The sequence below is a fragment of the Pontibacter kalidii genome, assembly GCF_026278245.1.
Taxonomy (GTDB): domain Bacteria; phylum Bacteroidota; class Bacteroidia; order Cytophagales; family Hymenobacteraceae; genus Pontibacter; species Pontibacter kalidii.
In genome coordinates, this window is sequence record NZ_CP111079.1 from 3,318,878 (window position 1) to 3,343,692 (window position 24,815).

Genomic DNA, 24,815 nt, shown 5'->3' on the forward strand with positions numbered 1-24,815 from the left:
TCCAAACACACGAGCTTACTACTTACTATATAAAACAGGCGCAGCTTTTTTAAACTGCGCCTGTTGCTTTTTATAGTTTGACTACTTTAAGCGTTTTTACTTCTTTGTTTACTTCTAATGATAAGATGTAAACTCCAGGAGCCAGCTCAGGGTGATTGAATTCAAAAGTATACTCCTTCTCGTTTTCTCCATTTTTAAACTCGATCACATTATTTCGGCTGTAATCTATCAACTGTAATTTTACTTTCTGCTTCTCCGAAAGATTAATGAAAGCACTAAAGTAGCCCGAAGTAGGATTAGGGTATAGTACAAACTTTTTAATGAGTTCCTCCTTATAACCAAGAGCATTTTTCACATCTGCAGTCTGGCCTTTAGGCAATACGGTTATAGTTTTATGAACCGCATCTGCACATTCTCCTAACCCTACTGTCATCTGTATGGTAAAAGTGCCAAGAGTATCAAAAACAACCTGTTTTATTGTTCCTGACACATTAGAGTTAACGAATTTAGCTTCATCCGGCATTATCCATTCGGTTCTGGCAGGCGTTGGCTTCGAGACATCGATTACAAAAATTGTGTCTCCTGCGTTTGCAACTGAAGACATCAGAAAATCAGCTTTAAGCAAAGTGGTAGACACATCTACTTTGAACGCCTTCGTTACTGCACAGCCTGCTTCATTAATAACGGTTAGCTTATAATTCCCTGGTTGATCCAGCATAACAGAACTCTGGGTAGATGAAAATCCTTTATCTGAGACCCATTGATACCGAGAGCCAGGGTTTCCGGCATAAAACGTTACGGATTGCCCTTTGCACAGTACGGTGTCCTGAATACCCATGATTTTCAATTCTTCCGGGTTAGCCAACTCAAACTGCTGCTGAACGCTGCACCCCTTTCCATCCTCTGCCTTTATAAAATAAAGCCCTGCCTTTAAGCCACTAAAGGTGCCCAATGCCTGATAAGGTCCATTGTCTATACTATATTTATAGTTACCATCTCCTCCGTTAGCTTGTACCGTTATACTACCATCAGTGCCTCCCATACAACTTATAGGGTTTGTTACCTGTAAATCGACAGTAAGAGGCATAGGCTGTGCAATAGTTCGTGTACTACTTACCGTACAGCCTTTCTCATCCTGTACATAGATAGTATAAGAACCCTGTTTCAAGCCATCAAAAATGTTGTTATCCTGAAAATCTACACCATTTATACTGTATTTCAGTTCCCCTATACCTCCCGTTGCTGATACCACTACTTTCCCATCTGCACCATTGTAGCAACTTACAGGTGATAGCTGGTACGAAATTTCAATTTTTTTTGGCTCTGCGAGGTTGTATACACCACTGCCCGTTACCCCCCTACTATCTGAAGCACTGATGTTGTAAGTTCCAGCCGCCAGGTTAGTAAAGACAGGGGTTGAAGTTGGGGCTCCTCCATTTATACTATATAAGTACGGGCCTACGCCGCCTTCAACAGTTGCCCGCAGAACTCCATCGTTTCCCCCGCTACAGCTTATATCCTGCTGCACCGTAACGGTCAGCCTCAACGATGATGGATCCTGGAGTATTACTAGCTGTTCCCATAAACAATCTTTTGCATCCTTTACGACAACTGTGTAGCGCCCCGCTGATAGATTTGCAAAAGTGTTTCCTGTTTGGTAAGCCCCGCCGTTCAGAGCATACGTATAAGGAGCGGTTCCCCCATTGCCCAGTACTGTCACTGCCCCGTCGCTGGCGCCATCATAGGAAGGTGTTTGCTGGTTAAAAGTAGCACCTAAAGCCTGGAAAGGCTGTGTCAGTGTAACATCAACCAACGCTTCACATCCATTGGCATCCTTTGCACTGATCAGGTAATCGCCTGCAGCGAGATTGGCAAACAGGCCTGTTGTGTTGGCACCACCTACTCCAACTATTGCATACGTATAAGCAGCTTGGCCACCAGTTGCTTTTACCTGTATCTGCCCGTCGTTACCTGCATAGCACGTAATAATTTGGGAACTTATAACCTCCAGCACAAGCCCCTGAGGCTGGCTTATAGTAACGGTTCCGCTACGCTCACAGCCGTTGTTATCTTTTACTCTGATGGTATACGTGCCAGCTGAAAATCCATTAAATATGTTAGAAGTCTGGTAAGTAGCCCCGTTGTTGACACTATACCTGTAAGGTTGGGTGCCACCGGTAGGGGTAACGGCTATGCTCCCATCGCTTCCGGAGTTACAGCTTACATGCTGCACGGTAGAAGTAAACACCAGTTCAGCTGGCTCTGCAAGGGTCACTTTTATAGTGGCAGGGCAGCCGTTATCATCTGTTGCCGTTATAGTATAGGAGCCTGCGGCAAGCCCTTCAAATATCCCATCCACGTTTTCGACTGGGGAAGAACTGATTTTATACTTGACAACCCCTGTACCCTCCGAGGAAGACACCACTATTCTACCGTCAGCACCACCAGCACAAGTTATGTTTCTTCGTTGGCTAACATCTTCTGTGAGGATGAGTTCGTTAGGCGCCCCAATCTCAAAAGGAGTAGTGGCAATACAACCATTGCCATCTTTAACGATAGCTGTATACTTACCTGCGGCTAAACCTGTGAAAGAAGGGGAAGGCTGGAGTTCACCTGAATTTAGAGCAAATTGGTATCCTGTGCCACTACCACCAGAAGCTGCAAGCGTAACAGCCCCGGTAGCCGAACCATAGCACGTTGCTTCTACGATAGCAGCTACAGTTACTGCTACCGCACTTGGCTCATCTATGGTAACAGCATTGGTAACGGTGATAGCACAGCCGTTATCATCCCGAATGGTTACATCATATGTTCCTGTATTTAAGCCTGTAAACTTGTTGCCTGACTGAAATTTGCCGCCATCTAAAGAATACATGTATCCGCCAACACCGCCAGTAGCAGTGACCGTTACCGTTCCATCTGAGCCTCCGTTGCAGGTTACATCAGTTTTTAAAGCAGTAAAGTTTATCTTGGCAGGCTGGGTGATTGACGTATTTACAGAAGCAATATTCCCGTCACGGTCTTTAACAAAAACGGTATAGGCTTTGGCAGGCTTATTAAGAAACTTGCCTATTTCATTGCTGTCCGTAAAATTACTGTTCAGCGCAAAAACATAGCCTGAAGTACCACCATGGGCAGTAGCCATTATGCTTCCATCGCTATAACCGTTACAACTAACCGCGGTAATATTCGCAATAGTTACCGTTATAGGCTCAGGCTCAGTTATCGTAACTTCTTCGATATTGGAAGTGCAATTCTCACTCGTACGGACCTGTACCTGGTAAGTGCCCTTGGGTAAATCTGTAAAATTGTTTTCCCGTTGCCAAGCTCTCACACCGATGAGTTGGTATTCGTAAGCGACTTCCCCTTCATTTACTCCGCCTCCTCCCTGAGCTGTTACAAAAATTCCGCCATCACTACGGCCAAGGCCAGTGGTAGGTTTGACCGTAGCTGTGAATGTAATAGCATCGGGAATCTCAATTGTGAAGGCACCGGTACTACCATGCGAACAATTATTACTGTCTGTAGCCTCTATGTAATAACCACCTCCGCTACCTATACTAAAAGTGCCTGTGCTATTTTGGCCAACTATACTATTATCACTGCTTTTCTTTAAAGTATAAGTATAGCTGCCAGAACCACCAGATGCAGTTGAAGTAACTGTAGCAGGTTGGCCTATGCAGGTTGAGTTGGAAACAGCAGGAGATTTCGGGAAACTTATTGGAGCCGGAGCTTCGAGAATAGTTACAGTGTCCAGTATTTCACTACAGTTTCTGTCATAGCTTTCTATTGAAACCTGCCAATTGCCGGAAGAAAGATTAGGAACTGTAAACGAATCAGAAGTTGCAGTATAATTTATAACTTCTATCCCAGATAGATTCTCAAGCGTAACAATAAGATTATTTTCAGCTACATTATACGATGTATCATCTGAACGCAGAAAGTTACTAAATGAAATTGAGCCATATTCTCCCGCACAGCGGGGATCTGTAGGAGTGATTGTTGCTTTTATGGGAATGGCCGGGTAGAAAGTGATTCCAGGAGATGTAACCTCAAGTGATTCACCATCCTTTTTTACTTTAAAGGTATAAGATTTATTATATTTAGAGCTACCTGGAATATCATGCACCGAAACCTGGATAGAGGACACGCCACTTGCAGTTGTTCGGATTGCTGTATACCCACCTACAGCATCGCCCACATACCAGGTGTTGTTGCCGGTCCCGAAGTCATAGTAGTATGGAAGGGTTAATGTAATCTGCTCCGCTCCACAGACAAAGTTACTTTCTGTAGATACGTGTAATGGTTCTACTTCAAACTCCTGAAGAGCGAAAGTAAGCATACCTGCATCTACTCGTGTTGAAGACGGGTATCCATAATATTCTTCGTAGAACTCACAATAGAAATCCCAATATCTAGAAAACATCCCATTACTGTTAAGAACGACACTTTCGCTGTAGGAGGTCGAACCGCTACCATCACAGGTAGATAAACCTGAGATCAAGTCTTTACGGAAGCCTCCACTAAACGAAGCATTAATAGTTGAAGGACGTGCAGTAAATAGTGTTGTTCCTGTATAGGTGACAATACTAGTTTGAGGATCAAAACCAGGAGGATGTGTTGCAAAGGAGTAGGATTGGTTGCCTACTTCTAAGTCTATATTACCTTGCGATTGGTGGGGGCTTAATGATACATCATAGTCAAACCTATAAATCTTATCTTGTGCTGACAACTTTGCATTTGCACAAATAAAAAGAAGAATAAACAGTAAAATTCTCTTCATAAGCCTGTTCTAGAAATTCACCTCAACCACCTTACTAAAGCCGCTTTCACTGCCGTCAGCAAAAAGCACTTTGATGCGGTATTGGTAAATAGTGTTGATGTATAAGTTTGTATCCAGGAGTTCACTTTGTTGCGCGCTCAGGGTTTTGTAGAGGCGTAACGGCTTGCCAGGCTCCGCTCTGTAAATAAGAAAACTTTTGATATCGGCCTCTCTATAATCCCAGCGCAATACAATCTGCATTTTCTCTCTGTCAGCAGTAGCTTTGATAGCAGCAACAGCCGGCTTAAGTCCTGTATCCAGTCTTTTCCCTGAGAATGGTTTAGAGTCTGTGAAAAGTGTGGCGTTATCAATAGCTCGGACTTTATAAGTATAAGTCACTTTTGCATCGGCGGAGGCATCGGCATAAACCTGTGTGGTGTCCGGTAACTCAGCTAAGAGCACCCAGTTTTCTTTGCCATTCTCGGTGCGATAAATCTCTTGTTTAGCCACATCATCGCTGGCACTACGGTTCCAGGCTAAAAGAACGCCCGAAGTTTCTGAGGTAACACCGGTAAATGAAGGAGGAGCCGGAGGCAGCACATCTGGCCTTTTAAGCTCTACAGGTTCGGAGAAATCGGAAGGATTAAACCTGGTATCGATGGCAACCACTTTGTAATAGATAGCCTTAGCAAGCGTTTTCACCTGGATGGTATCGGTATATGCAGCGGCTTCAACCGCTTTTCTGGTGACCTGCACAAATTCCTGGTTAAGACTGTTGGCCCTGTACACCCTGTAGCCAAGTAAATCTGGTTCTGTATTATCTTTCCAGGTGAGCTTTACAATGCCCTCTTCGGTTATTTCACCAGCCAATAATACTGGAGCAGCAGGAGGTATACTATCCACTAACTGCACAAATACCGGGAACGACACCGTATTTTCTTCAGATGCCCCATATGCCCGTACCCGGTAATAGTTGCCACTCTTCGGATTTTTATCCGTTAAAGTAAAGGTAGCAGCGCTCAACCTATTCGTATTTAGTTTCTGAAACCCATTGTCCGGATTGGATGATCGTTCCACATCAAAGCCAAGCATAGCCGCATCGGTAACCGGCATACTCCAGTCTAGTTCTACCATTCTGTTATCTATTGCCTCTGCCCGCTCGATCTTAGGAGACACTTTTAAGTGGTGGAAAGCCATGACGCTGACTGTATCCGACGGAGGCCCTATCTCCCCAAATGGAGAGACTCCCTTTACACGGTATACCAGTCGCCTGTCAATAGCAGAAACGGTATCTAGTTTTGTTGCCCTGCGCGCCTCTTGCACTGCACCAGCCGAGGCATTCACTACTGGGGCATCGTTAACAGCAACAAAAGTTTTGCCTTTGTCTTCAGATCTTTCAACCAGGTAAGTGGTGTAGATGCCGGTAAAGACCTCTTGGTTCCAGCTGACCATAACCCCTTTTTCCTGTGCATCTAACCGCAGATCAATTGGTTTGGGCAATGGTGCGTAATCAGCAAAGCCGGTAAACACACCCCCTGTGTCTACTTTGATAAACTCATCTGCCAGAGCCGGGTAAATGCGATAGAGGTATTTCTCGTTGGGCTTGGCAGTTTTATCTACATATCCCAGACCCATCATCCGGGCCACTTCGAAAGACTGATCGGCACTAAACAGCGCGAACGAAAAGCGGGATTCATTCTCTTGCAGCCTATTCATCAGTTCGCCTACTCCCATGTCTGCCTGCTGTGTTACCATGAATTCAGTACCATACAATGCCTGAGCAGCAATGGTAGCATACTTATCGTCTGCAATTACCATCGGTTCCCAAGCATCTAATGGCAAAGGCTTAATTGCCCGGGGAGTAAGCAGCAGTTCCTCAGGCTTATCTATTAACTTCCCATCTCTTAAAATGGTGAAGCGCCGTATGGTATAGCCATTTCTATTCAGAAACTGCCAGGCTGCCGCTGTCTCCGGAGCCCACCGCAACGCAACGGAGTCTTTGGCAGGACGGGCAAGAACTGCAATTTTTGTTGCCTCTGTTTGCGCAGAGGCAGATAGCGTTACCAATAGCAGTACCCACCCCGTCAATAACCTTATGACCATCTTATTGATACTTATCTTCATTTTTAATCACGATCAGTTTTGTGCTGGTCACCTTGTTGGTGCCTGGCAAAGTATAGCTGGCCTTGATCACGTAATTCCCACGGGTTACAGGGCTGAATGTTGTCTGGATAATTGGCAACATGGTTCCTGGGATACTATGAGCACCACCTCCAGCATAGGTATTAGCTACTTTCCATTGTAGCTCATGGTAGTCGCGTTCTATATAGTAAGGTAGGTTATAAACAAAAACTGCTAGGTCGCCTATAGCCCCGCTCTGATTTGAGGAGTACCTTAAACCGGTGATGTTTCTGTTATTATTGATATAAACAGCGCGAACGGGCGGCGCCCCTAACTTATCTACAGGACTTCGCCAATTGATTGTCAGATTTGACAGCACAGGGTAGTTCTGGTATACATAAGGGTAAATGTAAGCCTGGTACCAGCTGTTGCCAGTCAGGTCTGCTTCCAGCCTTACCAGTGTCTCTTTACCCTCCTCATTTATTTCAAAATCATCAAACAGCTCCTGGGTTCTAAATATGTACCCCAACTCGGTCACTCCGTTTCTGATCGGTTTGGTGTAGGAGTATGCATTCGTCACCTTATCCATTTTCTCGGAGAAGCTACTGTACAAGCTGGAGCGGAAGTTCATCAGGAAAGTTTGCTTTTCCTCAGCACTAGTAAGGGTACCAACCGACTTACGGGTAGTTACCGTTACATCCGAATCTTTTTCAGAAACCAGTGTGGCTTCCTCTGTCTTTACATTGCTTTCAATCGTGGCTGAGGCTGTTTTAGGCACGGCAATGATCGCCAGTTTATAGCCTTTGTCGTTGCTGAGCTCCGGCATCGTGAAGTTCACCTGCCCGTCAGCATAGGCAACAGCAAATTCTTTTACCTCGCCTGTAACTGCCTGCAGCCTTCCTGTCTGGAGGAAATCGTTTTGTGCGTCGAACAGATAGCCCTGGCCACGTTTGAGTTTTATGTATCCAGCCTTTGACTCATTCTTGTAGTAGTTCAGCTGGTCCATTACCGGGTAGCTGTAGGCTATGTTGCTGGCCGGAATATGATCCGGAGCCTGACCGGAAACAAAAGTATTCCCTATCAGCTCCTCATAAGGCTTACCGTTAAGCAGGTAAGGTATCCAGGCACCATTTCTATTTTCTTCGAAGCTGATCTTTGCCGTTACTGAAATGGAGCGGTTGGATGGCAGCACTTCCGTTGGGTTGAAAGCCAATACGGTTCCGTCTGTATTCCACTCTAAAGTGCCTGGTATCGCTATACTTCCATCACTAACCCGGAAGTGATCCAGCTTAGCACGGAAGAAAATACTTTTGCCATTTGCATCGCTGATAGAAAACTGCTCCCCTACCGGAATATTGAACAATGCCTGTGGTATAGCAAACACATCCACCTCTTTAGCTCCACTTGTTGGCGTTACTTCGGCAATTACCTTAACACCAGCCTCTGCAAAAGCGTCTGTCCCGATTACCTTGCATTCGCTCCCTACAGTAAATTCGAAACTGCATTTACCTTTGACCAGACCACCTAAAATGCGGTAGTTCCCTCCTACTGTTCCATGCATCCAGGTGGGGTTAGGCATTTTTGCCTGTAATGCTGTAGCTACGCCTAGGTCTATGATGTCATACTTTCCCTTTTTGCCAAAGATGTTCACTTTGATGCCAATATTACCTTGCACATAGGCATACACCTGGCCATTGGCATACCAGCCATTTATACCGATAGGGCCACTACGACCCTCACACATAGCTTCATTGCCATAGTCTTTCAACATTACATCAAATCCTGCTCCGGCTGCAAAGCGTGCGTAAAACACCAGGAAGGTCAGGTTTCCCGTATCGAAATGAAGGCTGGAGCCAAAGGCCATTCCCAAACCGCTGTTCAGGGCATTGAGGTCGCGCATGTAGTCCAGGTTCCTGCCTCCTAAAATCTGGGAGACATTTGCCGGAGGCGGAGAGCTGCCTGGCAGGTTTTTACCGGCCATAAAGTAGGAGGTGGTTTTGGCTAAACCTACCAGTTCTATGCCTACTGGCGTTTGAGGCGTACCAAGATGAATGTACCAGTTGTTTGGAGCGAAATAAATGACACCTTCCCCGGCCAGGCCACCGGTATGAATCCCTTTTAAGGCTCCTCCTGCTACATTTATGTAGGCATCAAAGTTGGCAAACAGGCTGCTGTTGTCTAAATCGTAATCAATGAACATGCTGGCAGCCAGAGCCCCGCGCTTGTTCATACTACCGTGTGCAGATGCCTTATATCCGGAACCTGGCTCTGTATTGGCCAATGCTTTAGAACCTGCTTTCAGTTGTCCGCCCACATCCGGGAGCGGGTCTTCCAGGAAGTTTACATTACCAATCAGGTTAATTTGGCTCAGGCCACCGCCTTTATGAAAAACCATCTCAAAACCGACATTGCCGTTCATCATTTCCTGCTTGCCGCTTGTGCCAAAGCGCACAGCTGCCCTTACTCCAAGTCCGGCTGTGGCATCTGGCAGATAGGCTAAACCTGTCTGAGAATTTACAACAGCTATATTGCCACCACTACCCGGCTTCTGCTTCACGGCATAGTATAAACCACCTGCAAAACCGTTTACTTCCAGGACAGGAGTGATTGGAATGCCCGTAGCAAACTCGGCCAAGGCGTCGGCATACCAGTAATTCAGGCCATCTATACTTCCGAACAAAGCTGTTGCGCCAACGGTGATACCCGGCTTCATGCTGGCTATCAACTGGCCTTTAAAGCCACTGCCGAACGTAGCATCCTGCCGGAAGAAATTAAGCTCGCCTCTCAGAGAATAAGCCCCCTGGTCTATGTCCAGGCCAATGCGACTGAATTCGGTTTTGGAGTAGGTATAGTGCTGGCGGCCGTTCTCATTCGATATCTGGCCCAGCACCAACAGGCTGGCGTCAGCGGCAAAACTGTTGGTGGCGTCGGCTTTCCCCATCAGGCCAACCTTTAAATCGATGCCCAGGCCGCGCAGCTCATTTTGCTTTACCAGTTTGATATTGCTTATACTTGCTTCGAAGGTGCCAACCTTTACGCTGCTGGTGAAATCAAAATTGCCGCTGTGCAGGTAAGGCGCCTGGGTCGACACAAGCAGCTGCTCAAACTTTACATCACCAAGGGTAAACTGGTTTCCGGTTTTATCGCTGCCTTCGGTACCGCTCAGGCTGGCCTTAACAGACATGCGCCCGCTCAGGCTAGCCATTGCTTCAAACTCACTACCTATTAAAGCCACCTCTACAAAAGAGCCTCTGTCTAACGTTACCTGTCCGGCGGCAAAGAGCTTGAATTCCATAGAATCGGCAGCAGCAACGTTAAAGATGTACTCGTTGCCGGGATTAAAGGTACAGGTATAAGGCAGCTGCTGCTCCTCACCGGAAATGGGCACATTCAGTTTGCCAGCCATACTTCCATACTTTAGCTGACTTGCTATCAGCCCTACCGAGAGATCATCGATAGAATAAGCCCAGCCACCCAGGTCTCCGTTCTGGAAAGGGATAACGTTGCTGGCAATAAACTCACCACTCAAACCTTGGGCATCTATCAGCAGGTTACGGGCTGCGACTTCTTTTCTGCCGTTAACGGAGCGGTCTTTCAGTTCTTCGGGAAGCTTGACAGACAAATTGCGCAGGTAAACACCGCGCCAGAGTTCAGGGGCGGCATCGGCTAAGTAGATTTGCTCATAATCGGGCGGGAAAACCATACCTGCCGCATTCGCATGATCGCTGAGGTCTATGACAGCTTCGGACACGGTAAAGGTAAAGCCATTGATGCCCTTTACCCGGAACGGCTCTATAGCGATAGAGGCCAGCAGGTTGTTCAGGTCTGAGAACTCTATGGTCGTGGTACCTTTTACACGTTCATCGTTAGTCTCTTTTACCAGTTTGGAGGGCATTTCTATTTCCAGGCCAAGCCCCGCTCTCCGAAAACCGCTACAGTCGAACTCCAGGAAGGTATTGCCTTTTTGCACCTGCAGGTTAGCATCGCCCATACCGGGCAGCCTGAGCTTTTGGTTGTTTACCAGCTCCATACGGGCTATACCGGCAATGCCGCCATCGTAGCTTAAAGCCACTGGCTCTGGTGTGGCCAGGTAAATGGTTTGGCTAGAGCCTGGGAGTTGCAGCGCAGTATAGGCCTTGAACTCGGCACGGTCCGGGTACAGCACCAGTTCATCTATCAGTATAAGGGGTTTATCGCTGGTGTTGCTGCCAATGCCCACCGGCATTTGCAGGGGCTTATCTGGCTTAAGCTCTGAAACAAGCAGCCGGCAGTTTTGCACGGTTTGCTGCAGCTGCTCGATGTGCTGCTCTAGCGAAAGGGGTTCCTGTGCCTTCGCCTGCAGGGCTAACAGCAAGAAAACCAAAAGAATAGAAAAAGCGCGTAAACGTTTTATCATGCAGCGTTCCTATAGGTCCTATATAGAACTGCCCAACACGCATTCATTGAAGAGAGAATAGTACAGTTTGTTTTCAAGTATGCTTTGTCTCCGATTCAAGTATAACTTAAACCAGAGAGTGTTTCCGGCGGCTCACAAATATTCAAGCCTCCGAATATAGTGATAAAAGTTTAAATGCTAGCGCGGTGCGAGGAAATTGAATGAAAAGCGAAAGAGTTACTCGATTATTTGAGGCTGAAGGAGTATTCTATATTAATTAATTTTAAAAAAACAGGTAGTCTGTTAGTTTTTTACAGAAAATTAAAAACCACTTAGTCCTCAACAATTTACCTAAGCTTAGATTAGCTTATTACATCTCAAAATCCTTGTTGGTTATAACACTAATAAAATTGGATATTTCAAATAAATAGCTTAGATCTTTAACTTCCTGTCAATTAAGCTATATAATTAATCTCTTCGTAGATCTTCCTGGTAGTTTATACTTAAAGCTCAAAATAAAATCTTTTTAACAATTGGTTTTTAACTCTAAGAACCTCCTTAGTATATACTCCATTTTGTTCGACTCCCTTAATACGAGATTTTAGTTTATCTAATAATGCAGGAGTGATATTCCAATCGGTTTCAAGTTTATTTTCCTCCTTACGATAAATAAAATAGCTCCACAAATACCGTAATGAAGCTAATAGAATAAGTTCGTCATCATATCTTACTAAAAGCCTCAGTAAAATTCTATTAAGTAAGTTATAAAGTTTTTTTTCTCCCTCGTGCTTTGCAAATTCCCACATATAATACCATGTTACGGAAAAATCATGTTCATTCCAGTCCCTGTTTAAGTAAAAGTATTCGTCTTTCCCTAATACAAACAATTCTTCCTTGCCTTCTTGTAAAGCTTTTTTTAAAGGGTTCATTTTAAATGTTTAACATTCTCAGCTCCAAAAATATCTATAAACTGTTTCCAGTCATTATTGTGGTCAAAGTCTTTAAGATTTACTATAACCGCTTCTAATGTCCCGTGTTTTGTTTTACCTCCCGGCTCCCACAGCCCATCATAAGCCCCAAACTCATTACCGTTTGGCATACCATAGATAAACTTATTTTGTTCAGCAGGAATAGTAACTAAATATACTTCATCATTGGGCAAAAAGTATGTATCACCAAGATCAAGTTCATTAACTAATACTTTCAAATCTTTCCCTGATTCTTCGAATCTAGATATTACAACATCCATTTCAGGTTTTAAGCCAACAAACTTTCTGGGAGCAAGAGTACTTCTACCTTGAGTAATATCTCGTTTTCTAATTACAAATGCAGCACCATCTTTTTCAAATTTTGAAATATGTCTTAAAATGTATTCTTCTGATAAATACGTTCTAGGTAGTGGTCTGTCATTCTTCGGGAAAGCAAGTACTCTTTCTTTATTCCATCCTGCTAGCCATGCGTCTGACAGATCATCTAAAAAGCGAGCTACTACCCCATACTGCTGCTCCCCATTCAGATTCAGTTCAGCTAACCCGTGCTCGCCATCTATTATTATCTGTTTACCTTTAGGATCACGCCCAACCTGTACCTGAAGTTTTCCTGAAGCAAGCTGTTCTTTTACTGCAGGAACCGCAGACGGTTCAATATCCAATCCCAGGCGCATCTGATTCCCACTAGCAGGATCAGTAAACTCGATCCATTGCAGCCTATCCAGGTCAAAATCATTTAATATGTTACCTGCGTCATCCGTAAAGCGTGTTACATACCTACCATCCTGTATAACAACGGTAGCATACCTTTTACCTACTTTATACAAATTTCTTCCTGCCTTAAATATCGGCTTTGCAACTTTAAATGTAGCCTGCAAGGTAATATTCAAAGGGTCCAGGATGTTCATGATCTCTGAAACCCTGGCCAGCGTGCCCACCTTGGCAAAGGCGATGGCAACTGTCACTACTTGGAATACAGCGTTACCTGAGTTGTATGAAATCTGGCAGGCATTGCCTTCCGTGAACTGGTTTTGAATTACATCCCACAAACACTTCCCATAGCCTACTGCCTGTGCATTTGGTATGGCAATGTATACTTCCAGGTTGGTGCGCCCGCAGAACTCTTGTATTTTATTGAAAGTATCGAAGAAGTTTACTCTGGCATTGTCCTCATTGGTAATCACTTTTATGATCAGGCTGCCCAAGTCAGGTATTCCTGCAACCGTTTGTATCAGTCCATTGTAAGCTCCTGATACAAATGCAAATTCTAACTGCTGAGAAGGGTAGCCACCAACGTTTATGTCATTAAATACTCTAAGGTCGGCCTGAGCAACCTTGGTGTAGCTGTAGATTTTAAAGAAAACAGGATCATAATCTTCATGCCCTGCATTCCAATACTTCTCGGGAAGCTCCAGATTCTTTATCAGGCCGGTTAACCCATCTAGTACAGCAGTTAAAGGGTTAAAATCTCTGCCCATACTTGGTAAAACTTTACCAAACACGTCTAATAATCCCTTAGATTCTGCAGGTAAATTCTGCTTGCCTACGTGATACTTTCGCAGAGTGGCCTTACCGCTTTCATCATAATGAACCCAAAGCGCAATCTCCTTCTCTCCTAGTTGGGTAAACTGATTTTTAATATCAGCAACTCTATCAGACTGAGAGTTGGCATCGGTTACAAAGATTTTAGGTGTTAGGCCTCTCTCTGATATTTTCACTAAATCACTAATGGCAGCCCGAACATCATCAGCTGAATATCTATTAGTGTAGTTAAATAAATGATTCCCATCACCTGTTAAGTCTTGGCAGGTCTTTAAAACAATCTGCTGCGAATCAATTTTCTTTACAGGAATATTTATAGTAGAAGCTACGCGATCACTTAGAGTAGTAGGGGTAGTATAATAAGCAGTGGAGAATTCATAAATACAATCATTATTAGTTTGCTTGATAAACTGCACTAATATTTCCTTTTGAGTTAACTTTTTAACTCTGCGTATGTCGTTAGGTTTATTAGGATCAGTACTCTTATACCCTATAAATACCCCATCTTTAATTTCTGCACGATACTTTATTTTATCACTTGTTTCAAAGCCATATAATGCACCATCTGGATAAGGTGTCTTATCATCCTTATCTGGAACAAGCAAAGCCCCAATATCAGCATCTGGAATATGAATTGGATAACCGTTAAGAGCAATAAAATACTCACTCCCTAAATACGCCCCCTCATCATCTCCCTCAAACGGACGGAAGATAACATCCGGATTGCGCATGTACTTCCATTGAGCATATGACAAGCCTGTTCCCAAATTCAGACCATAGTCCATCAGGTTATTGGTTCTGCCCTGCGTGTCTGCCCCATACACCTCCCAGGTGTGCTGCAGGTTAAAGGCCCCATGCCCTAGTTCGTGCGCCATGGTGAGCAGCACAGCGGCATCTGTTTCAGGATCGTGGCTTGGCACTTTAACAAAGCCAACCTGCCCGCCGCGCACCATGTACCCTTTCTGTCCTGGGTCAGAGAACCTGTTTACCAGGAACAGGTAGTATGTTTTATCCTGCAGCGTATGTTTTTTGGCGTACAGACCTGCCAGTTTCTTCTGTTCAGCAGTGTAGGCACTTGCCATACTGCTGCTTCCGACGTCAAGCCCGTTTCGGTCTAAGTCCCAGCCATCTTCCCCGTCTGTGTAGGCCATAAAGTTATCTGCTGTGGTAACTTCCCAGTCTACTACTGCCTGCTTGTAAATGCTGTTCAGGTGAGTGCGTATAGCCGCTGCTGTCAGATGCTCCCCGGCACCATTTACAGGCACTATCACTACCTTTTTGGTGATCTTCTTAAAGCTGGCAATGTTCAGTTTCCCCAGGTTCAGTCCTTCTTTACCATCTGTACCGGTTGGATAAAAGGCGTAGATTTCCCGGTCGTTTCCTTCGGGGGCGCCCACTAGGCTTATGGTAAACTGCTTGCCTTTTCGCCCGCTGGTCAGTTTATCGCCCTTCCCGGTGCGGAATTCTAACTTGTCCAGGTCAACCGAAGCATTGGTTATTTCCGCCACGACCACATCACCAGCTCCTGCCTCTACTGATTTCCAGGAGACATACGCACTGCCCTGGCTGGTTGGCACCTGCTGGTAGGCTTCTTTATAGCGGCTGTTGGAGGCAAGGCTCTGCTGGAAAAGGTCGAGGCCATACTTTTGATCAGGAGCGGCCATAAACGCAACGGTAGCCTTGTCTGTAGACAGCAGTTTATTAGTAAGACCGCCGCCGGCCAGCATCTCTGCTGTAGAGAACTTGCCTTTATGCGTTACCTTACCATCTTGGGCTACCTCATACGTTTCCCCGTTCTTGTCCTGGAAGAGCAGCGGAGGCTGCCCGTCCTTCAGCTTAATGGTTATCTCTTTCGAGGTGCCGTTATTTATAAGCCCGGTAAAGGTGACCGTTTTATCTTTGGCATGATAGGTAGGTAAGGTGGCAGGAACGGCCACGGCTACATCTATAATGGTAGGCAGGCCATTGGAGGCGATCGCCTCTACTACACCGTTTTCGTCAGGCGCTACGGTAATAGCCTGCTTCACCCCCTCTTGCGACTGCTCCAGCGATTGCTTAGCTATACTTACCTTGCCGTTAATGAGCTTCAGGTCGGTGTTGATCTGGATATCTTTGAACTCAACGGCAAAATTCAGTTTGTTCAGGTAAGGCACGCCTATGGTGCCTCTTCCGGTAAATCGTTCTCCTCCGCCCTGTACCTCTGTCACGTGTACCGGGAAACTACCGGCAAAAAACACCATCCCCGGCTGCAGCAGCGGCAGCAGCTCTTTATTTGTTGGCGCTTTTACAGACGACGGCTCACCACACACAATGTCGCCGGTGGTTACCGCCTCGTTTGGCATGGTAAACTGCTGTGCCAAGGTATAGTCGCCGTAGCCATAGTCGCAGGCTGCCTTTACCTGGTACTCATAGGTAGCGCCGGGCCTTAGCCCTCTGGCGTTAAACTGCGTCGTATATACTTCCTGCTCAAACCATTCGGCTTTGCTGTTGTTGGCTTCGCGGTAACGCACCGAGTAACGCTGCTGCATGGGCAACTGTGCCCAGCTTAGCTGCAGACTGTTTTTATCCTGCAGCTGGGCCAGTACGCTGATCGGCACGGCACACTTCTCACCGTATACAAAGCGCACCACCTCGCTGTATCCCTGGTTCACAAAGGCATCTTTGCCATCTGCATCCAGCGCCTGCACCTGCAGCGCATACGTGTTGCCCGGCACCAGTTGGGGCTCCGATGGGCCATATACATATTGTGTCAGGTGGGTGATGGTCTCGAACAAGGGCCTGCTGCTGCGCATGGCATCATTCTGATCTCTGCCCGCCGGGTTTACCTCCACCAGCCGTAGCCGGTACACGATATTAAAAGCAGCATTAAAAGAAGCTGTATGGCGTGGCATCCACTGGAACACGAGGTTCTGTGGAAACAGGGCTGTTACTTTCGCATCGGGGAAAGGCTGATTGATCACCGGCGGGTAACTCATAAAAGCAGACAGCACAGCGGCTCCGGCATTCGATACCAACTGCCGGCGGCTATAATCCTCCACCTCTATGCTGATGCGGTACACCCCTTCGGGCAGTTTCGCGCCGTTGCGGTTAAACGTCTTCAGGTCAATTCCCTGAAATGCCAGGTTCTGCGGGTTAAAGTAGTCTTGTAACTCCGGACCTGATACCACATGCAGCTGCCCTCCGTCCAGGTAAATCGGCGGCGTGTAAAAGTTATTTTTAGAGACAATGGTTACCCCAAAGCCTTCGATTTTAAGCTTCAGCCGGACAGGGTAGTTTGACTTGGTAAGGTCTTTCAGGAAGAGGTTTACTTTTAGGCGTTCGTCACCTGTTGCGTAATCACCCAAGTATAAACTATAAGGAGGAGTAAGTTGCAGATTAGCCTCTACAGGATACACTTTCTGCGCCATAGCTGGCAGGGCACCCGGTAAATAAGCGAACAGGAAAGCCAGAAACGCCATGTTACCGCACCTGGCAAGCTTTTTACACCCTATCAGCAGAAAGTATACTACCTCGCTAAAGCATGTAAGAGTTTGTTGGATAGCCTTATGTCCTGTATCTGCCATTCTATTGTTTATTGCCTGTTACCAACAGCACGTGTTCCTGCCTGTAGTTACTCGTTAAAAGTTATGGTTGTAGCCCAGGGTGGTGGTAAACTCCCTGTAGTTACGGTTTGGCTGCACCACCCCCTCCACTGTTTCCGAAGCGCGTACCAGCATCACCAGACTTAAATTCAGATTATGTTTTTTGCGGAAGACGAACGTATTGTTGAATCTCGAGTTTATAACCGTAGCGCTCCCCTGGCCTGCTGTCTCGCTCTGGTTCCAGGACAGGGACACCCCGCTCCGCAGCTGCTTGTCGAAAAAGCTTTTGTTTATACCTCCGGTTGGCCCCCAGGTAGTTGTCCTGATCTCTCCGGCCCTGTTTTCATTTGCGTTAACACCGATATTCAGCGATACCTGCTGCGGAACCAGGTTAAGCGCATAGCTCCCGTTGAAATTATAAAACTGCCCTCCTGTGTTTTGCTTTTGTCTACCCTGCTCGTCAGTAGTAAGCATGTGCGATACATTCAGGTTGATGAGGCTGGTTTTGCTCTGGTCCTGGCGCAGGATGTAGTTTGCCCCTAAGCTGGTTTGCTGAGAGATCTGTGTAAAGTTGAGCGTGTCCAGATTATCGTAAGGAGTAAGGCTGTTTAGTTCATCAAACGCCGTTTTTATATTAACATAGGACTGGAAATTAGAGTAACTGGCGTTGACGGAGAGCTTGCTGTTGAGGTTGGCCCCCATGTTCAAAGACCCGACAAAGCGTTTCATAGAGCTTACTTTATCGTTGCGCAGGTCATCTCGCTGAACACCGGCATGCATGGCCAGGCTTATTTTATCCTGCCAAAAGCGGGTAGTAATATTACCTGTAATATTTTCGAGGTCGTTGGCAAAATAATAGGCACCCAAGGTTTTATACTCCGGATCAATGCGCTCGTAGCCCGCCCCAACCACTACTCTACCCAAGTTGTACTGCAAGCCTGTTTTAAAAGCCTTATAATAAGCTGTCGAGGCATTTGTTTCCAGCAGAAAATTTTGGCTCAAGAATTTATCTGACGTACTGTCTTGAGCGGCCTTCAGGTTATTTGTTAACGCACTTAGCCCAATCTCCCCATTTAACAGGAGTCTCTGCCCTAGTTTTTTGTTAAAGTTGAACCCAACGACCACGTTATCCTGGGGGTTCACTAGGACATCTTCAGGCACAGCTGATATCGAATTAATCTCGTCTTTTGCCTTAAAAAGTATAAGATCGTACTGGTCTTCGGACGCATAGCTTACTTTTACCCCATATCCCATGCGCTGGTAAGCCGGTTCAATCTCCGGGGCACGAAACTCGTCAAGTACCGGGTCAACAGCTTTCTGGAAACGGCCAGCCAGGGCACTTACCTTCCACTTCCCTTCAGGCGCAAGGTCTACGCCTAAACCACTAAACGTATGGCCATTTACCGTATAACTCGACAAACTCATACTTTGGTAGCCAATATGAGCGGTCACCCATTTATAAGACGGGTGCAGGGAATATTGATTGAATGGTTGTTGAAATGCGCCTTTGGTCTGGTTGCTGTAGCTGAAGGAGAAAGGAACCACCCAGCCGTATATATCCAGGTTTAGTCCGCCGTTTACAAAGAAAGTATAAGGATCTCTGCGGCTGTGAATACCTGAAGCACCGTAAAATATCTGGTTTGTGGAAACGGAGCCGTTCACTTTCAATAGAGGCTCTTTGCCAATGGATTCTAACCGTTGGGCAAAGGCAGGCGTCGCCACTAACAGCCAGGTCAGGCTAATGGCAGTAATAAGTTTGTTCACACAGGCTATGTGTTTAAGGTCAATCAATGGGAGCTTACATTAGGTAAGCAATATATAAAAAATGGGCTATATAAAAATAATAATACACCTCAACACAATAAACACAGAACCCACGGGGTATTGAATAACCGGTATAAAAAGCAACAGGCGCAGCTTTTTAAAGACTGCGCCTGTTGCATTATATACCGGTGCTATACTTTAAAGTATAACTAGAAAATCTTGCCCGGGTTAAGGATGCCGCGTGGGTCGAACAGCTCCTTGATGCCGCGCATCAGCCGCAGCTGCACCTCGTTCAGGGCGATGTTGATGTACTTCCGCTGCACCAGCCCGATGCCGTGCTCCCCGGATATGGTACCGCCCAACTCCACGCACAGCCTGAAAATCTCTTTTATGCCTTCGGGAAGCTTGTCGTTCCAGTCCTCATCGCTCATGTCACCCTTCACAATGTTGATGTGCAGGTTCCCGTCGCCGGCGTGGCCATAGCAAACTGACTTGAAGTTATACCTGGCGCCAATCTCTTTTACGCCGCGCAACAGCACAGGAAGCTCGGCGCGCGGCACTACCGTATCTTCCTCCTTATAAACAGAATTGCTCTTAACGGCGTGGCCCACACTACGGCGCAGGCGCCAGAGGTCCTCCTTCTGCTTCTCTGTGTCAGCTACCAGGATCTCGCCTACATCAAATTTCTCCAGCACCTCGTACACACGCTCCGCGTCCTTAAAGAGCAGGTCCATGTCGTTGCCGTCCAATTCTATAAGCAGGTGCGCTTGCTCGTCCTCCGCCATGGCTACGTCCAGGCCGAGGTAGCGGCTGGTCCACTCAATCGCATCACGCTCCATAAACTCCATCGCAGAGGGTACAATGCCTGCCATAAAGATCTGGGACACGGCTGCACAGGCCTCCTCCTCTTTCCGGAAAGGCACCAGCATCACCAGGTTCTGCGGCGGGTGCGGGATAAGCTTGAAAACGATTTTGGTGATGATGCCGAGCGTGCCTTCGCTGCCCACCATCAGTTGGGTGAGGTTATAGCCGGTGGCATTCTTCAGTACGTTGGCACCGGTCCAGGTAACCTCGCCGGTAGGCAGCACCACCTCCATGTTCAGCACATAGTCTTTGGTTACGCCATACTTCACGGCCCTCGGCCCGCCGCTGCTCTCGCTCAGGTTGCCGCCCAGAAAGCAGCTGCCCCGGCTGGAAGGGTCGGGCGGGTAAAACAGCCCGCGCTCAATCACAGCCTCCTGAAACACCTGCGTGATAACGCCCGGCTCCACCGTGGCCTGCAGGTTCCGCTCGTCAATGCTGATGATCTGGTTCAGGCGCTCCGTGGAAAGTATAACGCCCCTGTGCACGGCAAGTGCACCGCCACTCAGGCCCGTTCCGGCACCGCGCGGCGTAACTGGAATGTAGTTTTCGTGGCAATACTGCATAATACGGCTTATCTCGCCAGCGTTAGCAGGTTTAAGCACCACCTCCGGCTCATAGCGCAGGTCTTCGGTCTCGTCGTGGGTGTAGCGCAGCATGGCTTCGGCAGCGGCAGGCAGGAGCACGTGTTCCTGGCCGACTATCTGAGCGAACGCCGCTACAGCTTCAGGTGTGATCGGATTAAATTTCATTTTAAAAAGGCTGGACTAATCCCTAATTTAGCCAATGGAATATATGTTGTTATACTTGCTCGCAAAATACGCTTTGAAATCGCTTTTTACTACTTCTGCCCTGTTTATCTTTTTTCTGCTGCTGATGGCTTCCTGCCAGTCCTCGCAACCAACCTTTAGCAAGCGCGGAGAGGAGTACCGGTCTGCCCGCGAGATTGCCGCCGAGAAGCGCGCCCAAAAGAAGGCGGGGCGCCGGGGCGAGAGGTACGCAGGCGGTGTTAGCGGCAACTCCAAAGACCGTACCAGCCGCACGCGGATGCCCAACCGCAACCTCGAGAAGGACGTGGCCACTGTCATAGAGACAGCCCGCTCCTACACCGGTGTTCCTTACCGCTGGGGCGGCACTACCCGCGTTGGCATGGACTGCTCCGGTCTGCTCTGCACCTCCTTTCAAAGTATAGATGTGGCCCTGCCCCGTACCTCTGAGGAGCAGAGCCGCTACGGTGCGGAGGTAGAGACCAAGGACCTGCGCGAAGGGGATCTGGTGTTTTTCGGGACCAGTAAGCGCAATATTACCCACGTGGGCATGGTAACAGAGGTGAACAGCCCGGGGGATGTACGGTTTATACATGCCTCTACCTCCCTAGGCGTTATCGAGAACAACCTGTACTCCGACTACTACCAGAAAATCTTTATCAAGGCCGTCCGGCCCCCGGTTTTCTAATCCAAATGGAAAGTCATACAACTTTATCATTATATAACTATTTATATTTTGTACAATAAAATAACATTATAAACCATAAAATCTCCGTACTTAATACTAATACAATCAATTGTTGTTCAATTAGTTATTACGTGCTATGAGACTTTTCTACAGATTACTGATATTTTGCTGCTTCTGCCTGCTACAGCCACAGCCTGCATGGGCACAGGGCAGCACCACGGCTGCCATGAGCGGGGTGGTGCGCGACCAAAGCGGGATGGCGCTTCCGGGTGCAACCGTCATCGCCGTGCATACCCCCACCAATACACAGTATGTAGCCGGCACCAACACTGATGGCTATTACAATATCCAGAACATGCGCGTCGGCGGCCCTTATACGGTCACGACTTCTTATATTGGCTACCAGGAGCAGCGGGCGGAGAACGTGACGCTCTCGCTTGGCCAGACGGCGCGCGTGGATTTCGAGCTGGCTGAGAGCGCCAGACAGCTGGGGGAGGTAGAGATTGTGGGCGAGCAGAACGATATATTTAACCAGGACCGCACCGGTGCCGCCACTAACGTTTCACGTGAGCAGATCGAGAACCTGCCCACCCTTAGCCGCAGCCTGCAGGACTTCACACGCCTCACCCCACAGGCCTCAGGCAACTCCATCGCCGGGGCCAACAACCGCTACAACAACATCACCATCGACGGGGCTGTGAACAACGACGTGTTCGGGCTGTCCGGCAGCGGCACCCCCGGTGGCCAGGCCGGCACGCAGCCCATCTCGCTGGACGCCATACAGGAGATACAGGTGGTGGTAGCCCCTTACGACGTGAAACTCGGCAACTTTACGGGCGGTGGCATCAATGCCGTGACACGCTCCGGCACGAACACATTCACAGGCTCGGTGTATGGCTTCGGCCGGAACGAGAACACAATAGGCAAGTCCGTGGAAGGCCCCCGCGAGCGGGCCGACGAGTTCAGCAACTATCAGTACGGCGTGCGGGTGGGTGGCCCGATAAAGCAGGATAAACTGTTCTTTTTCTTTAATTACGACGCCACCCGTTTTGAGGAGCCGGTTCGCTTCGCGCCGGGGTCGGCGGAGTCGCAGATACCCCTGGACGTGGCCCAGGAGCTCGCTGATTTTGTGCAGAGCACCTATGGCTACGATGTAGGCTCCTTCGGCCGGATAGACCGCCAGACGCAGAGCGACAAGTTCTTTGGCCGCCTGGACTGGAATATCAGCGATGAGCACCAGCTGACCCTGCGCCACAACATCGTGGATGCCTTCGACGATAACATCTCGCGCAGCAGCGACTTTATCCGCTTCGGCAACAACGCCTACCGCTTTAACAGTGTTACCCACAGCTCCGTGCTGGAGCTCAACAGCCGCTTCTCGAATGAGTTCTCCAACAACCTGATCATCGGCTATACCCGCATCCGGGAGAACCGGCAGATACAGGGGGCGCTGTTCCCGCAGATCACCATCTTCGACCCGATCGCTGATTTTGAGTTTGGCTCGCAGCGCTCCTCCACCGCCAACGAACTGGACCAGGACATATTCGAGTTTACCGACAATTTCACCTACCTGCTGGGCCGCCATAACTTTACCCTCGGCACGCACAATGAGTTCTTCAGCTTCCGCAACCTGTTCATCAACAACCTCAACGGCCGGTGGGAGTACAATAGCCTGGAGGATTTCTATAACGACAACCCACGGCGCGTACGAGCCACCTACTCCCTACAGGAGAATGACCCTACCCCGGCTGCGGAGTTCAATGCCTTGCAGCTGGGCTTCTACGTGCAGGATGAGTATACTTTCTCCGAGCAGCTAAGGCTGACTTTGGGGCTGCGCCTGGACGTTCCCGTATTCCCGGACAAGCCACAGCGCAACCCAGGCTTTGAAAGCGACTTCCAGGGCCTTTACCCCGGCCTTAAGACCGACCGCACCCCGAGCGGCGAGCTGATGTGGGCGCCCCGCTTTGGCTTTAACTACACCCCCACCGATGATCGGAAGCTGCAGCTTCGCGGCGGCACCGGCGTCTTTACCGGCCGTGTCCCCTTTGTGTGGCTCTCCAACCAGTTTATCAACACCGGCACCATCCTGGGCACCATAGACCGCCGCAACCCTGACAATTTCGTGGAAAATGTGGGTGAGTTCATCGACCCCAGCCTACCGCAGACCTTTGAGATCAACGTGATCGATAACGACTTCAAACTTCCGCAAGTATGGCGGAGCAACCTGGCAGTGGATTACACCCTACCCTATGAGGTCTTCCTGACCGTGGAGGGCATCTACTCTAAAACCCTGAACGACGTGGTTTACAAGGACCTGAACCTGGTGGCGCCGTCCGGCACCCTGACCGGCGGTCCCGATAACCGGGAGGTATATCCCAACGACCGCCGCATCAACGAGAACTATACTAACGTCATCCTGCTGGATAATACCGACAAGGGGTACCGCTACAGCATTACAGGGCAGCTGCGCAAAGACTTCTTACAGGGGCTGATGACGACCCTGGCTTATACCTACGGCAAGTCGAAGGACGTGAACAGCGGCACCAGCTCCACCGCCCTCTCCAATTATGAGTTTAACCAGATCGTCAACAACCCCAATGACCCGCCGCTCTCCTACTCCCGCTTCGATGTGCGCCACCGGATCGTGGCGAGCGCCGGCTATGAGTTCAGGTATGGCACCGATGACTGGCTCGCCACCGGCATCTCGCTCTTCTATGAAGGGCAGTCAGGCCTGCCGTTTACGTACCTGTATAACGGGGATCTGAACCGTGAGGGCAATTTCGCCAATGACCTGATCTACGTGCCGCGTAGCCAGAGCGAGATCAACCTGATTCCCTTCACCTCCGGCGGCCTGGCCTTTACGGCGGAAGAGCAGTGGGAGGCGCTAGACGACTTTATCTCGAACGACGATTACCTGAGCGACCGCCGCGGCCAGTATGCTGAGCGAAACGGGGCCCGCATGCCCTGGACACACCAGGTAGACCTGCGCATCTCCCAGGACTTTGTGCTGCAGGCAGACGAAAACAGCCACACGCTCCAAATCACGTTCGATATTTTTAACGTAGGCAACCTGCTAAACCGCGACTGGGGGCACGAGTACTTCGTCAACAACGAAGCCAACGAGATCATTCGCTACGCCGGCCTTGACGATGCGGGCAATCCCACCTTCACCTTCAACCCGAACAGCGTCAGGTATAACATAGCCCCTTTTGCCTCGCGCTGGCAAGGGCAACTGGGCCTGCGGTATCTCTTTAACTAAGCATACCTAAAAATAAAGCTCAAAAAGACGGGAGTGATCCCGTCTTTTTTATTTCAAAGCAGTCATTATGATGTAGTAAGGCCAATGAAACGGCTTTAAAGCATAG

The 24,815-nt window shown here is 48.2% G+C and carries 9 protein-coding genes; 2 read left to right on the forward strand and 7 right to left on the reverse strand.

Annotated elements, in window-relative coordinates; all coding sequences use genetic code 11:
• Positions 1-70 precede the first annotated feature (70 nt).
• The 7 genes from OH144_RS13855 to OH144_RS13885 all read right to left on the reverse strand — a co-directional run bounded on the left by OH144_RS13855 (position 71) and on the right by OH144_RS13885 (position 20,747).
• Complete coding sequence (locus OH144_RS13855; RefSeq protein WP_266202841.1) at positions 71-4,783, reverse strand: T9SS type A sorting domain-containing protein; 4,713 nt, start codon at positions 4,781-4,783, stop codon at positions 71-73.
• 9 nt (positions 4,784-4,792) lie between these two features.
• On the reverse strand, positions 4,793-6,886 hold the full coding sequence (locus OH144_RS13860) for a fibronectin type III domain-containing protein (protein WP_266202842.1): 2,094 nt from the start codon (positions 6,884-6,886) through the stop codon (positions 4,793-4,795).
• Entirely contained in the window at positions 6,867-11,279 is a 4,413-nt protein-coding gene (locus tag OH144_RS13865) for a hypothetical protein (RefSeq protein WP_266202843.1), read from the reverse strand. Before OH144_RS13865 ends, OH144_RS13860 begins: the two co-directional genes overlap by 20 nt.
• Positions 11,280-11,761: 482 nt before the next feature.
• Positions 11,762-12,187, reverse strand: coding sequence for a hypothetical protein (locus OH144_RS13870; RefSeq protein WP_266202844.1), 426 nt, complete (start codon positions 12,185-12,187; stop codon positions 11,762-11,764).
• Positions 12,184-16,848: a fibronectin type III domain-containing protein gene (locus OH144_RS13875; protein WP_266202845.1), complete on the reverse strand. Its 4,665-nt coding sequence runs from the start codon at positions 16,846-16,848 to the stop codon at positions 12,184-12,186. Before OH144_RS13875 ends, OH144_RS13870 begins: the two co-directional genes overlap by 4 nt.
• A gap of 558 nt (positions 16,849-17,406) precedes the next feature.
• Positions 17,407-19,134: a hypothetical protein gene (locus tag OH144_RS13880; RefSeq protein WP_266202846.1), complete on the reverse strand. Its 1,728-nt coding sequence runs from the start codon at positions 19,132-19,134 to the stop codon at positions 17,407-17,409.
• Positions 19,135-19,343: 209 nt separating this feature from the next.
• The gene (locus OH144_RS13885; protein WP_266202847.1) at positions 19,344-20,747 is read right to left on the reverse strand and encodes an FAD-binding oxidoreductase; all 1,404 of its coding nucleotides are present in this window, start codon (positions 20,745-20,747) and stop codon (positions 19,344-19,346) included.
• 73 nt (positions 20,748-20,820) lie between these two features.
• On the opposite strand from OH144_RS13885, the gene OH144_RS13890 reads away from it, so the two are divergent.
• Together OH144_RS13890 and OH144_RS13895 are read left to right on the forward strand one after the other, a co-directional pair.
• Positions 20,821-21,450, forward strand: coding sequence for a C40 family peptidase (locus tag OH144_RS13890; RefSeq protein WP_266202848.1), 630 nt, complete (start codon positions 20,821-20,823; stop codon positions 21,448-21,450).
• A 136-nt stretch (positions 21,451-21,586) separates the two neighbouring features.
• A complete protein-coding gene (locus OH144_RS13895; RefSeq protein ID WP_266202849.1) occupies positions 21,587-24,709 on the forward strand; it encodes a TonB-dependent receptor in 3,123 nt (1,040 codons plus the stop codon).
• Positions 24,710-24,815 lie beyond the last annotated feature (106 nt).

Coding starts and splice junctions, on each gene's coding strand:
- OH144_RS13860 (WP_266202842.1), bottom strand. CDS start 6,886: ATGAAGATAAGTATCAATAAGATGGTCATAAGGTTATTGACGGGGTGG.
- OH144_RS13865 (WP_266202843.1), bottom strand. CDS start 11,279: ATGATAAAACGTTTACGCGCTTTTTCTATTCTTTTGGTTTTCTTGCTG.
- OH144_RS13885 (WP_266202847.1), bottom strand. CDS start 20,747: ATGAAATTTAATCCGATCACACCTGAAGCTGTAGCGGCGTTCGCTCAG.
- OH144_RS13870 (WP_266202844.1), bottom strand. CDS start 12,187: ATGAACCCTTTAAAAAAAGCTTTACAAGAAGGCAAGGAAGAATTGTTT.
- OH144_RS13895 (WP_266202849.1), top strand. CDS start 21,587: ATGAGACTTTTCTACAGATTACTGATATTTTGCTGCTTCTGCCTGCTA.
- OH144_RS13855 (WP_266202841.1), bottom strand. CDS start 4,783: ATGAAGAGAATTTTACTGTTTATTCTTCTTTTTATTTGTGCAAATGCA.